We start from the raw sequence: 13,233 nt of genomic DNA, 5'->3' as shown, positions 1-13,233 counted from the left end.
AATATCAACTTCTTACCTCCAAAATATAATTATTATACCTACGGTTCTGTTGATAGAAATAGAGCAATGGCTTTGGAAACGATGGTGTTGACCAAAAATCCTAAAATGCGTGAAGTGGCACAAGATCTTGCCAAAGATCTTTCCGGTAATAAATGGATGAGCACGCAAACCACGGCCTATAGCTTATTGGCAATGGCAAAAATGGTGGAAGCAAACGGCGGAAAAGCGTTAAAAGTGGAATATACCCTAAATGGCAAATCTGAAACCATCGATACAAAGAGTGCCATTGCACAACGCGAATTGCCAGTTAAAGAGGGTAGTAATACATTCAGTTTCAAAAACAACCAAGCCAATGTGGTTTATGTTCGTGTGCTGAATTATGGGAAATTGCCGCTTGGTGAAGAAATTTCCGAACAACGTGGGTTAAGTGTTTCCGTGGTTTATAAAGATTTAAGTGGTAATGTTATAGACGTTGGAAAATTAAACCAAGGCCAGGATTTTGTTGCGGTGGTTAAGGTGAGCAATCTCAAAAACCAAGATGTAAATGATGTGGCGTTGACGCAAATTTTCCCATCAGGATGGGAAATTGTCAATACCCGTTTTACAGCTTTTGGTGATACTACCACAAGTCAGGCGAGATATACGGATATTAGGGATGATCGTGTGAACTTTTATTTCGACTTGCCACAACGTGGAGAAAATGATAGCAAAACCTTTACCGTCATGTTGAACGCGTCTTATTTGGGCACCTATTATCTGCCGGGCGTACAAGCTGAAGCCATGTATGACAATGAGTTTTTAGTAAGGACCAAGGGCAGATGGATTGAAGTAATCCAGTAACAAATTCCTGCGCCCGCCTGTTCGGCTGACAGGCAGGCAGGAATCTTGAAGTTTTTAAGACGGAAAAGTCGAAGCTGATGTTTTAACCACCTCGCCTGCCTGTCGGCAGACAGGTCTTCATCCCGATTCTCGTGATGGAGCCACTCCACCTTGAAAAGGAGGAGAAGTTAAGTGTGCGAATAAAATATAAATATGACCAAATTAAAGAATTCCTTCCCTTTTTAAGGGAAGATGGATTTAAATTCAGAATAGAGCTTAAAGATGGAAGGGTTATTCAACTAATACAAATATAAATTATATTCAGACCTCACAGGTTTCAAAAACCTGTGAGGTCTTTAACCATGAACAAACTACTAACCCACATCAAACGCCACAAATTCAAAACGGCCATTATTTTTATAATAGTGGTGGTCTATTATTTCTGTTTGCCACCGCAATTGTTTAAAGATCCAACGGCAACGGTTATTACAAGTTCTAATAACGAGCTTTTAGGAGCCATCATTGCCGAGGATGGACAATGGCGATTTCCTCAAAATGACACCGTTCCAGATAAATTCAAGATCTGTATTCTTCAATTTGAAGATGCCTATTTTTATCGACATCCCGGATTCAATCCAGTATCTATTTTTAAAGCTTTAAAAGAAAACTTAAGTTCTGGTGGTGTGAAACGAGGCGGCAGCACCATAACGCAGCAAGTCATCCGTCTGTCCCGAAAAGGACAATCCAGAACCTATTTTGAGAAAATTAAAGAGATTATTTTCGCCACCCGATTGGAATTGAGAGCTTCCAAAGAGAAAATACTTTCCTATTACAGTAGCAATGCGCCTTTTGGAGGAAATGTTGTGGGATTGGATGCTGCCTCATGGCGTTATTTTAATAGAGCTGCTTCACAATTATCTTGGGCAGAAAGTGCGACTTTAGCGGTATTGCCCAATGCCCCAAGTTTAATCTATCCTGGCAAAAACCAAGAACAGCTGTTCAAAAAGCGCAATCGGTTATTAGAAAAACTGATGTCACAGGGCGTTATCGATACGCTGACCTATCAATTGTCAATAGCAGAAGGATTACCCCAAAAACCGTATCCGTTGCCACAAATTGCACCGCACTTACTTCAAAAAGTGACCCAAACGCATTCTGGAAAATATGTTCAGACCACCGTCAAAAAACCGATTCAGGAGCAAGTCAACAGAATTGTTTATAACCATTATAATAACCTTAAACAGAATGAAATTTATAATGCTGCTGTTTTGGTATTGGACGTTAAAACCCGTAAAGTTTTGGCCTACGTTGGCAATACGCCCACAGATAAGGAACACGAAAAAGATGTTGATGTCATTGACAAGCCAAGAAGTACCGGCAGTATATTAAAACCCTTTTTGTATGCCGCCATGTTGGATGCCGGAGATCTCTTGCCCAACACTTTGGTGGCGGATGTACCCACACAATACGGGAGTTACAATCCTGAGAATTATGATAAACACTATGATGGCGCAGTTCCTGCAAGTCGTGCCTTGTCACGATCATTGAATGTCCCGTCGGTAAGGATGTTGCAGGAATTTGGGCTGGACCGGTTTCACCATTATTTAAAAGCATTGCAGTTAAAGGATTTACAATACAATGCCAATCATTATGGATTATCGCTCATTCTTGGCGGCGCTGAAAGTAATCTATGGGATTTATGCAAAAGCTACGCAGCCTTATCATCAACCTTAAATCATTTTAGCGAGACCTCCAGCGAATACTTCAGCAATGAATTCTGTGAACCTACATTTTTCGCAGATAAAACGATCGACTTTGGCAAAAGAACCTCTGATAAAACCTTATTTGATGCAGCTTCCATTTATTTGACCTTTGAAAGTTTAAAAGAAGTGAATAGACCTGAAGGCAATGAAAACTGGGAGTTTTACGACAGCTCCAAACAGATTGCCTGGAAAACAGGAACGAGTTTCGGATTTAGGGATGCTTGGGCCATTGGCACCACTAAAGATTATGTTGTAGGGGTTTGGGTTGGAAATGCTGATGGAGAAGGAAGGCCAGGTCTGGTGGGGGTGCAAACGGCAGCACCAATTTTGTTTGATGTATTTGATGTCCTGCCCAATAGCGATTGGTTTATCAAGCCTTATGATGAAATGCAGGAGGTTGAGATCTGTTCACAATCGGGCCATCGGGCATCTCCAACATGTGAAAATAAGGAACCTAAATTCATTCAAATTTTAGGACTTAAAACGGCACCCTGTCCTTATCACATTTTGGTGCATTTGGATAAGAATGAACAATACCAAGTTAATTCCTCATGTGAGGACTTGAATAATATGGTCCATAAATCGTGGTTTGTGTTGCCACCGTTAATGGAATATTATTACAAAGCTCAAAATCCATATTATAAACCCTTACCACCATTTAGAGAAGATTGTTTGGGGGAAAGCGCCGTTGTTATGGAATTCATATATCCGAAGGAAAATAATACCATTTTTTTACCAAAGGATTTTGACGGTCAAACCAATGATTTGATATTGAAAGTGGCGCATTCCAAACCCGAAACCTTGGTCTTTTGGTATCTGGATGAGCGTTATTTAGGGAGCACTACAGACATCCATGAATTCGCCATGCAGCCTAAACAGGGAAAACATGTGATTACGGTTGTTGACGCATTTGGTTATGAAAGTAAGCGCTGGATTGAAATTTCAGAATAATGCATCCAAATCAATGTATAAAATGACTATTTTTGTTTTTAACCTTTCAAACAAAAAACCATGTACGAAACAGTAAAAATGTTGCATTCCTATTGGGCTTATTTGACCCTTTTATTGATTGTAATTGCTACTTTAAACGCTTTGTTTAAATATTTTGGAAAGAAGGAATTCCATCCTTTGGATTTTAGAATTTCTCTATTTACTCTTATTGTGTCACATATTCAACTGCTTTTAGGGATCGTCCTCCTCTTTGCTTATCTAGACGTAATTTCAGGCGCAGGCATGAAAGAAATCATGGGGAATAGCGTGCTAAGATCTAATGTTGTGGAACATCCTCTGATGATGCTCATAGCCGTTGTTTTAATTACTATCGGATACTCAAAGCATAAAAAGAAATTAACTTCAACACCAAAATTTAAAATGTTGGCCATTTTTTACACCTTGGCTCTTATTTCTGTCTTGGCAAAAATTCCTTGGAATACATGGTTCTAACAAATCATCAGTAATTTCAATTTATAAAAAAACCAGAGCTATACACTCTGGTTTTTTGTTTTGTGTGGCTATTTTTTAATGATAATGAGTAGTAATAATAACTCGTAATTTGAGAACCTTTAAATTATAACGACATTCTTTTATGAATTAAAAATCAAGTCTTGATTGCCAACCTTGCCATAGACAGGATTGTTCTAAAAGCGCAACGGTCTTGGTTTTATCTGTTCATGTTTTTCATTTCGTCAATAAACGTATCAATGTCAACGCCATTCGCAACCAATGTTAGTGCTTTGTCGACAATATATTTTACGTTATCAGGTTTAAAACCTAAACCAACGCCAATCTTTTTCAATAATACCTCTTCGCCATCGCCTTGGATATGATCAACGTGTACCATGCGTGCCAAATCAAATAAACGCTCTAAACGACTGTCATATGATGTGGGAGGATTGATGGGGTGTGATTGGTAATCCTTAAGTATGTTTTTATATTCTGCTTCGCTAATATCCAAACTGTGCGCTAACCGATCCAAAAAGGCCTTTTCATCGTCGGTTATAACACCATCATCCATGGCAACTCTTACTATTGCAGCAAAATGATCTTCATTTCGCTTTTTAAATCCACTATCGAATAAATCTGAAATTGACATATTTATTTTGTTTTAATCGCCACGTTTTGTGACCTTCAAAACTACATATTTTTTTTATTAATGCCCTAAAAAATACAACGAAAAATAGTGACTTCCTCTTCCCATTTCCATAGAAGAAATGGAGATAGTTTATCAATTTCTTTTAAGATTAAATTCACAGATGTAATATGGTACATATAGATACTAACCTTTATATTTGTCTAAAATAAATTGCCTTGAGTAAATCACATCTCTCGCAAGCTTATACACAGACTTTGCAAACGCGAAATCTGCAAGCTGCTATTGCCATAAGTCAAAGTAAAATACATGTTAAAGGACTTATAGGGTCCTCTTTAAGTTTTGTTATTTCAGAACTATTCAAAACTTCAGATGCTCCTTTTTTATTGGTGTTTAATGATAAGGAAGAAGCTGCCTTCTATCTCAATGATTTGGAGTTGTTGATCAACGATAAAGATGTGCTTTTTTATCCAGGAAGCTACAGGCGACCTTATCAAATTGAAGAGACAGATAACGCCAACGTGCTTTTGCGTGCGGAGGTTTTAAACAGAATCAATAGTCGTAAAAAGCCGGCGATAATAGTGACCTATCCCGATGCGCTTTTTGAGAAAGTTGTGACACGAAAGGAATTGGAAAGAAATACCTTAAAAATATCGGTTAATGATAATCTTTCTATTGATTTTGTGAACGAGGTTCTTTTTGAATACCAATTCAAACGGGTGGATTTTGTAACAGAACCAGGCGAATTCTCCGTCCGTGGTGGCATTGTAGACGTGTTTTCATTCTCCAACGACGAGCCTTACCGAATTGAGTTTTTTGGCGATGAAGTGGATAGTATCAGAACCTTTGATGTTGAAACACAACTGTCCACAGAAAAAATTAAGAAAATCAATGTCATCCCTAACGTTGAAAATAAATTTTCAAACGAGACGCGTGAGAGTTTCTTGAAATATATTGCTTCTAAAACAATTGTATTTTCTAAGAACTTAGATTTACTTTTTTCAAGAATAGACGATTTTTATCAGAAAGCTGAGGAGGCCTTTAAAACTCTTTCCCAAGAGATTAGGAGAGCTTCTCCCGAAGAATTATTCTGCAGTTCAGAATTCTTAAAAAGACAAATGCTCGAATTTACTTTGGTTGAATTTGGTGCTTCATCTGTAATGAGCAAAGAACTGGTTGAATTCCATACTGCGCCACAACCGTCTTTCAATAAGCAATTTGATTTGTTGATTGAAAATTTAAACAGTTACCACGATAAAGGCTACACCAACTTTATTGCCTGTGCAAGTGAGCAACAGGCCAAGCGTTTTCATGATATTTTTGAAGATGTCAGTACGGAGCGCCATAGAGCCTTGGAACTTGGGGTGCATTACCAAACCATTGTCTTGTCTTTGTATCAGGGATTTATTGATCACGATAACAAGATCACCTGTTATACCGATCACCAAATTTTTGAACGTTACCATAAATTCCATCTTAAGAATGGCTATGCAAAAAAGCAAGCCATTACCATAAAGGAACTGACCAATCTTGATATTGGCGATTACGTAACCCATATTGACCATGGGATTGGCCGTTTTGGCGGATTGCAGAAAATTGATGTTGAAGGTAAAATGCAAGAGGCTATTAAATTGATTTATGGCGAACGAGATGTTCTTTATTTGAGTATCCATTCGCTACATAAAATATCCAAATTCAATGGTAAAGATGGTAAGCCGCCAAAAATTTATAAACTTGGTAGTAATGCCTGGAAAAATTTAAAACAAAAAACTAAAACAAGGGTTAAAGAAATTGCCTTTAATTTAATTCAGCTCTACGCGAAACGTAAGTTAGAAAAAGGGTTTCAATACCAGCCGGATAGCGCGATGCAAATGGAGTTGGAAGCTTCTTTTATTTATGAAGATACTCCAGATCAAAGTACAGCTACTGCCGATATAAAATCCGATATGGAAAGTGAACGGCCGATGGATCGATTGATCTGTGGCGATGTGGGCTTTGGTAAAACCGAAGTGGCGGTGAGAGCGGCGTTTAAAGCGGTAGATAATGGCAAACAAGTAGCCATTTTAGTGCCAACTACCGTATTGGCCTATCAACATTCCAGGACGTTTACGGAACGATTGAAAGATTTTCCTGTAACCGTCGATTATTTGAACCGATTTAGAACCGCTAAGGAAAAACGGGACACATTGGAACGTCTTGAAAGCGGCAACTTGGATATCATCATTGGGACTCATCAATTGGTCAACAAAAATGTAAAATTTAAGGATCTTGGACTTTTGATCGTTGATGAGGAGCAGAAATTTGGAGTGGCGGTCAAAGAGAAATTAAAAACACTCAAAGATAATGTGGACGTATTGACTTTAACGGCTACACCTATCCCAAGAACTTTGCAGTTTAGTTTAATGGCTGCGCGTGATTTATCGGTCATTACAACGCCACCTCCCAATCGGTATCCCATCGAAAGCCATGTCATTAGATTTAGTGAGGAGACCATTCGCGATGCAGTGATTTACGAAATCCAACGTGGCGGCCAAGTGTTCTTCATTCACAATCGTATAGAAAACATTAAGGAAGTTGCCGGCCTGATTCAACGTTTAGTGCCAGATGCTAAAATTGGGGTTGGACACGGGCAATTGGAAGGTAAAAAACTCGAGCAGTTAATGCTAGGTTTCATGAATGGTGAATTTGATGTTTTGGTCAGTACCACTATAGTGGAAAGTGGTTTGGACGTCGCAAACGCCAATACGATTTTCATTAACAATGCGAATAATTTTGGCTTGAGCGATTTGCACCAAATGCGAGGTCGTGTAGGTCGAAGCAATAAAAAGGCATTCTGTTATTTTATTACCCCCGACTATTCAGAAATGACCGAGGATGCACGTAAGCGAATAACCGCTTTGGAGCAATTTACCGAATTGGGCAGTGGTTTTAACATTGCCATGAAGGATTTGGAAATTAGAGGTGCTGGTGATTTATTGGGTGGTGAACAAAGCGGATTCATAAATGATATTGGTTTTGATACCTATCAAAAAATATTGAATGAAGCCATAGAGGAATTAAAAGAGAATGAATTCAAGGATTTATATCAAGATGAACATATAGAAAGAGACTATGTCAAGGACATCACCATCGATACCGATTTTGAATTGTTGTTTCCTGATGATTATGTGAATAATATTGCTGAACGTTTGAATCTATACACCAAACTGAATGAGATCAAAACTGAGGAAGAACTTCAAAAGTTTGAAGCCGATATTATTGATCGTTTTGGTGAAATGCCAAAACAAGTGGTTGATTTATTGAACAGTGTCCGTATCAAATGGATTGCTACCAAAATAGGCTTGGAAAAAGTAGTGATGAAACAAGGGAAGTTGATAGGTTATTTTATTAGCGATCAGCAAAGTGCGTTTTATCAAAGTGCAGGGTTTAACAAAGTTATTCAGTATATTCAATCCCATCCAGGGGCAGGGAAAATGCGAGAAAAGCAGACCCGGACAGGGCTGCGTTTATTGCTTACCTTTGAACATATTAAAACGGTTAACCAAGCGTTAACGGCCTTGAAACCTATAGTGGCTTGATTATTGAACCACTAAGATTTTTAAATTATATAATTTACTTACCGGAGGGCTCGGAAGACGTAGATTCTTAAAAAATAAAAATAGTCATCGAATGAGAACATTGATTTTACTTTTGACCTTGCTGCCATCGCTTTTAATGGCACAACACACCATTGAAGGCACTTTTTCGCCAGTTGAAGATTTCACCTACGCTTTTCTGTACAAATCAAGTCCGACGGGTGCAGAATATGTTGATAGGGGTAAAGTTGACGAAAAAGGCCAGTTCAAAATTGAACTGGACACTACAGAAACCCCAGGAATTTATAAAATAGTCTATGGTGTGCCCCAAGAAATGAACAACTTTGATTTAATCTATAGTGGCAAGGAGGATGTTGTTTTACATTTCAGCTTGACCGAAGGTTTAGAGTTTAAGGAATCCAATGAGAATAAATTATGGGCCTCTTACACCAATAGCATTGAAATGATCAACAGGGCCATCGGCAATTTCTATACGCAGAAAAGTGACGATAAGGAGGCTTTTAAGGACATTTTTAAAACCTTGAAAGAGACGCAGGATGCTTTTGAACTGGCTTCAAAGGGTACCATGGCTTCAGTATTTATCAATGCAAATAAGCCTTATATTCCTGAAACTTATGAGGATATTTCCACTTATTCCAAAAACTTAAAAGACACGTACCTGGCCAATGTCGATTTTAGCGATCTACTCTTGCAGAGTTCAGAGTTTTTGACCGATAGGGTGAGGGCTTATATTTTTGGAATGACTGATGATGCATCGGAAGATTTTTATAAACACCAGATTGATAATTTGGTCAATTATATTGGGAAGGAGAATTCAGAAATAAAAATGGCATTATTACAGGCCATTTGGTCTAATATGGTACAGATTGAAGAGGACAACGTCGCCAATTATATTTCGGATGCTTATTTATTGGAACTGGCAACTAAAGCAAATAACGCGATGTTGGTTAATGTACTGACCATTTTCAAAAACACTTCCGTAGGTGCAATAGCTATAGATTTTCCTATTCCTATGGAAGTGAAGGGCAAGAAGGTGACAACAACTCTACATGATTTAAATATGGCAGATAATTACCTGCTTATTTTTTGGAATAGTGGGTGTTCACATTGTTTGGAGCAATTACCTGAAATCAGGAAAACAGTTGATAAAATAGATGCTAAAACATTAAAAGTGATTGCCTATGGGACTCAGGGGGAAGATGTGGCATGGGATAGAGAAATCCTTAAGTACCCAAAGTTCATTCATGTAATTGATTCAGGCACGCCAAGACGGTTTGTGAGCAGTGAATATGGCGTGGAAAGTACACCTACCTATTTTATTTTGGACAAGAACAAAAAAATTATTGCAAAACCAGATAGTTTAGAAGAATTACAAACCCTTTTAAATGACTTATAAAAAGAAAGGCTGTATTTGAATACAGCCTTTTTTTGTCTTATGACAAGCTTGGAATTCTCAGGACTTGCCCCGGATAGATTTTATCAGGATCTTTCAACATTGGTTTATTGGCATCAAATATTAGTGGATACTTCATGGCGTTCCCATAATACTTTTTGGCTATTTTCCCTAAGGTGTCACCTTTCATAACCGTATGAAACTGTGCTTCAGGCTCGGCGTGCTCAACACTCATCTGGTCGTCAACGGACGCAATGCCGTTGGTGTTACCTATCACTAAAACTACTTTCTCTTTTGTAGATTGGTCATGAGCCTGTCCTGTAACAATGGCCATATCGTCTTCAATCTTGATTTTCAGGTCTTCAACTTCAAGTTTTAAGTCTTTAATTGTTTCTTCAAGTTTTCTGGCTCCTGCTTCGTTTGTTTTAAGTTCGTCTGCAGCTGCTTGCTTATTTGCGGCAACTTGTGCTTCTGCTTTTTCTTCAGAATTTGTTTTTCCCACACCAAAGACCTTTTCTCCGGCGTTTTTAATAAATGAAAATAGTCCCATATTATATTAAGTTTTTAAGAGTTAACTATTGATTTGATAGGTAATTTACAACAACTAATTGAAACCTTGAAGTTAGGGTTGTCAATATATTGTTAAAAAAAGAGAACGCTCATCTGAAATGAATCAGATGAGCGTTTCCAGAAACTAAATAACCAACCAAAATTTAGTTTCTTTTATTTTCCCTAGGGTTATCTTTTTTAGTAGTTTTCTGCTTACGTTTTTTCTCTAATTCAGATGATTTAAATTTGCCATCGTTATCGACCCCCTTAGCTTGGGCATTCCTCATATATTGGATGTACCCACGTCCTGTAAATTCATAAGTCGTACCAGATTTTGCGTGGTAAAGCTCTATTACTTGATCATTAATAACGCTCAACTCGAAGAATTCATTATCGAAATAATCATAATCTAATGTTAATGTTTTGAGGTGCGTGTTTCCTGTAATATTACCCACACCATAAATCCCAGTGTAGTCCCAATAAATGTCATCAGGATGTGCGATGTTGTAGTCCTGCGAGCTTCTAAATTCAGAGTCATTTCCGCCAGCTAAAAACTTTAAATAATTTTCATTGTCAAACTCATTTAAGGCACCCATCTGACTGGTAAATGTCTTTTCCCAAGCGTTATATTCTTGCAAGAAGTAGTGGATATTATCATAAAAGACGAAGTCATAATCGAATGTCGATTTTTGATACCCGTGTAAAAAGTACGACGTGTCATTAAAAGGGTTGTAGAGTTCGATGGTATCGTAATCAACTTGGTAGACATCAAAGCTTTGAAAGCCATCTAGATCATGGTACACGTCTAAAATCATATCATAAGCATCATATTCTCCAATAGCAATCCCGAAACCATTGCCTTGCCCATTAGGCCCAAAACCTACCAAATTATTGTTAGCAAATAGGACACCATTCTTAAATGAGAGCGTAAACGCAATTTGTAAAAAAGGCGTTTCTCCATATCCTGCGGTTTGATTGATATCAACATACCATAAATCATAAGAACCTAATAACTGATTTAAGGAAATTGCCGGTTCTTCATAAACCGTATTGGTGGTACAAGATGTAAATATGGTTGCCGCAAGTGCAAACCCGAAAAGTAATTTTAGAGCTTTCATCTGTTCAGTTTTATTTTAAAATCTTGGCGTGATCTGTTTGCCTACAGTCTGTTATAATTAGCAAAACGAACTAAAATAGCAGGATGTGTTCTGCGATTTGAACTGGCTATGCCTTTCCAGAATCCAACAATTTAAAGATTATAATGTCAAGAATTCAAAACACGTGCCACAAATTCGCCTTCGGGTCATTTCGAAATGGTAAAACCGTAAATTTTTATGTATTTTTGAACTGCATTAACTTGAATATATTTATGAGTACACCAATAAAATATGCCGTTTTTGGATCAGGAAGTTGGGCCACAGCGATCGTTAAGATGCTTTGTGAAAATTTGGATGAAGTAGGGTGGTATATGCGAAGTGTTTATATTAAAGAGCACTTATTGAAAGAACATCACAACCCAAGTTATTTGAGCTCGGTTGAATTTAATACCTCACAACTTAAGATCAGTAATGACATCAATGAGATGGCAACTTATGCTGATGTGTTGATTTTTGTAATTCCGTCTGCCTTTATTCATGACGAATTGTTGAAGCTAGAGGTGGATTTTAAGGATAAAATTATTGTGTCTGCAGTTAAGGGGATCATGCCTGAAACCGGCAAATTGGTGGGTGAACATTTTCATGATATCTATGGAATTCCTTTCGATAATATAGCCGTTATCTCAGGACCTTGCCATGCGGAAGAAGTCGCCTTGGAACGTTTGTCTTATTTGACAATTGCTTGTGCCGATGAAGCCAAAGCCGAGAAGATCGCCAAAGCTTTAGCAAGTGACTACATCAAAACGTCAACCAGTGATGACGTGATAGGGATTGAATATGCCGTCATGCTCAAAAATATTTATGCTATAGCAGCGGGTATAGCACATGGATTGGGTTATGGCGATAATTTCCAGAGTGTCTTGATGAGTAATGCCATAAGGGAAATGAAACGCTTTATTAAAAAACGACACAAGATGAAGCGCAATATCAATGATTCAGCCTATTTGGGTGATTTATTGGTTACCGGGTATTCACTCTTTTCTCGAAATAGAATGTTCGGGAATATGATAGGGAAGGGCTATACGGTAAAATCTGCGCAAATGGAAATGAACATGGTGGCTGAAGGATATTATGCTACAAAAAGCGCGTACGATCTTATCTTAAAAGATGAACGAAAAGATAAACTGCCCATCATTACTACAATTTATGCCATTTTATATGAAGGCAAAGATCCCAAACCGATGTTCAAAAAGTTAACAGAAAAACTCGATTAGAAGAAGCGCTGGGAGTTGGAAGCTGGAGGTGGAAGTTTTTCTAGCGAAGACGTAGGAGGCGCGAAGAAGGGGATAAGACTTCAAAAGGGTGTAAGTGTTAATGATGGTCCTACAAAATCAGTGGACATCTGCAAAAATCTGCGTCATCTGTGTTCTAAATCACTAAAACCCCTTTCATTTCCATCAACGGAATTTTCTGAAAAGCCTTTTCATTGATCGTATTTTTTCTGAAAAGAAAGTTTTTCTCATGCATGGTATTCCCTTCAAAAAATGTCACTTTAAATTCATTGTTCAATACGAACAACTCCTCAGGCATAAATTCGATTTTGGCATAGCTCTTTTTTGGAAGTAGATCCAGTTTTTTACGGAAGGTAGAGGTGACTTTTTTTTCAGAATAACCGCTAGTAACGATCAGCACGAGTTCTAAATCGATGTTTTTGTCATTGATAATATAGGCATTCCAATCGTGAGTTTTATAAAGGTCATTATACTCATTGACGATGGCTAAATACACGCCTGCAACTTTAGGGATGTGGATGTCTTTTTTCATATTTACTCCCTGCGAAGGCAGGGATCTTTTAAATTGAACTGCGAAGTTACTGTTTTATCGTAAAGATTAATTTTTGAATCATAGGAGTTTATTTAAATTCCAT

Annotated in this window: 9 protein-coding genes and 1 pseudogene; 6 read left to right on the top strand and 4 right to left on the bottom strand. The window is 37.8% G+C overall.

Features of this window, described 5'->3' with window-relative positions:
• The 3 genes and pseudogenes from VLZ86_RS11895 to VLZ86_RS11885 all read left to right on the top strand — a co-directional run.
• Positions 1-840 (top strand): annotated as a pseudogene (locus VLZ86_RS11895) (hypothetical protein); the annotation flags it as partial.
• Positions 841-1,181: 341 nt separating this feature from the next.
• The gene (gene pbpC, locus VLZ86_RS11890) at positions 1,182-3,533 is read left to right on the top strand and encodes a penicillin-binding protein 1C (protein WP_325451595.1); all 2,352 of its coding nucleotides are present in this window, start codon (positions 1,182-1,184) and stop codon (positions 3,531-3,533) included.
• 60 nt (positions 3,534-3,593) lie between these two features.
• Complete coding sequence (locus tag VLZ86_RS11885) at positions 3,594-4,025, top strand: hypothetical protein (RefSeq protein ID WP_325451593.1); 432 nt, start codon at positions 3,594-3,596, stop codon at positions 4,023-4,025.
• A gap of 217 nt (positions 4,026-4,242) precedes the next feature.
• Here VLZ86_RS11885 and VLZ86_RS11880 read toward each other — a convergent pair whose 3' ends face one another.
• A complete protein-coding gene (locus VLZ86_RS11880) occupies positions 4,243-4,674 on the bottom strand; it encodes a TerB family tellurite resistance protein (RefSeq protein ID WP_325451591.1) in 432 nt (143 codons plus the stop codon).
• 215 nt (positions 4,675-4,889) lie between these two features.
• On the opposite strand from VLZ86_RS11880, the gene mfd reads away from it, so the two are divergent.
• Positions 4,890-8,249: a transcription-repair coupling factor gene (gene mfd / locus VLZ86_RS11875; protein WP_325451589.1), complete on the top strand. Its 3,360-nt coding sequence runs from the start codon at positions 4,890-4,892 to the stop codon at positions 8,247-8,249.
• A gap of 91 nt (positions 8,250-8,340) precedes the next feature.
• Positions 8,341-9,663: a TlpA family protein disulfide reductase gene (locus VLZ86_RS11870; RefSeq protein WP_325451587.1), complete on the top strand. Its 1,323-nt coding sequence runs from the start codon at positions 8,341-8,343 to the stop codon at positions 9,661-9,663.
• A gap of 37 nt (positions 9,664-9,700) precedes the next feature.
• Here the strand turns inward: VLZ86_RS11870 and lysM are convergent, their stop codons facing one another.
• Positions 9,701-10,210 carry a peptidoglycan-binding protein LysM gene (gene lysM / locus VLZ86_RS11865; protein ID WP_325451586.1) on the bottom strand — a complete coding sequence of 170 codons (510 nt, stop codon included), beginning with the start codon at positions 10,208-10,210 and terminating at the stop codon, positions 9,701-9,703.
• Positions 10,211-10,373: 163 nt separating this feature from the next.
• A complete protein-coding gene (locus tag VLZ86_RS11860; protein ID WP_325451584.1) occupies positions 10,374-11,327 on the bottom strand; it encodes a nicotinic acid mononucleotide adenyltransferase in 954 nt (317 codons plus the stop codon).
• A gap of 251 nt (positions 11,328-11,578) precedes the next feature.
• On the opposite strand from VLZ86_RS11860, the gene VLZ86_RS11855 reads away from it, so the two are divergent.
• Entirely contained in the window at positions 11,579-12,580 is a 1,002-nt protein-coding gene (locus tag VLZ86_RS11855; protein WP_325451582.1) for an NAD(P)H-dependent glycerol-3-phosphate dehydrogenase, read from the top strand.
• A 154-nt stretch (positions 12,581-12,734) separates the two neighbouring features.
• Here VLZ86_RS11855 and VLZ86_RS11850 read toward each other — a convergent pair whose 3' ends face one another.
• Positions 12,735-13,130 carry a hypothetical protein gene (locus VLZ86_RS11850; RefSeq protein WP_325451580.1) on the bottom strand — a complete coding sequence of 132 codons (396 nt, stop codon included), beginning with the start codon at positions 13,128-13,130 and terminating at the stop codon, positions 12,735-12,737.
• Positions 13,131-13,233 lie beyond the last annotated feature (103 nt).

The organism is Gelidibacter sp. (genome assembly GCF_035515035.1).
Classification (GTDB): Bacteria; Bacteroidota; Bacteroidia; order Flavobacteriales; family Flavobacteriaceae; genus Gelidibacter.
Note: the sequence above shows the minus strand (reverse complement) of the source record. Positions and strands in the feature narration are given on the sequence as shown.

What these genes read in the sequence shown, in the direction of transcription:
- VLZ86_RS11880 (WP_325451591.1), bottom strand. Translation starts at nt 4,674, where the DNA reads ATGTCAATTTCAGATTTATTCGATAGTGGATTTAAAAAGCGAAATGAA.
- lysM (WP_325451586.1), bottom strand. Translation starts at nt 10,210, where the DNA reads ATGGGACTATTTTCATTTATTAAAAACGCCGGAGAAAAGGTCTTTGGT.
- VLZ86_RS11850 (WP_325451580.1), bottom strand. Translation starts at nt 13,130, where the DNA reads ATGAAAAAAGACATCCACATCCCTAAAGTTGCAGGCGTGTATTTAGCC.
- pbpC (WP_325451595.1), top strand. Translation starts at nt 1,182, where the DNA reads ATGAACAAACTACTAACCCACATCAAACGCCACAAATTCAAAACGGCC.
- VLZ86_RS11885 (WP_325451593.1), top strand. Translation starts at nt 3,594, where the DNA reads ATGTACGAAACAGTAAAAATGTTGCATTCCTATTGGGCTTATTTGACC.
- VLZ86_RS11855 (WP_325451582.1), top strand. Translation starts at nt 11,579, where the DNA reads ATGAGTACACCAATAAAATATGCCGTTTTTGGATCAGGAAGTTGGGCC.
- VLZ86_RS11860 (WP_325451584.1), bottom strand. Translation starts at nt 11,327, where the DNA reads ATGAAAGCTCTAAAATTACTTTTCGGGTTTGCACTTGCGGCAACCATA.
- VLZ86_RS11870 (WP_325451587.1), top strand. Translation starts at nt 8,341, where the DNA reads ATGAGAACATTGATTTTACTTTTGACCTTGCTGCCATCGCTTTTAATG.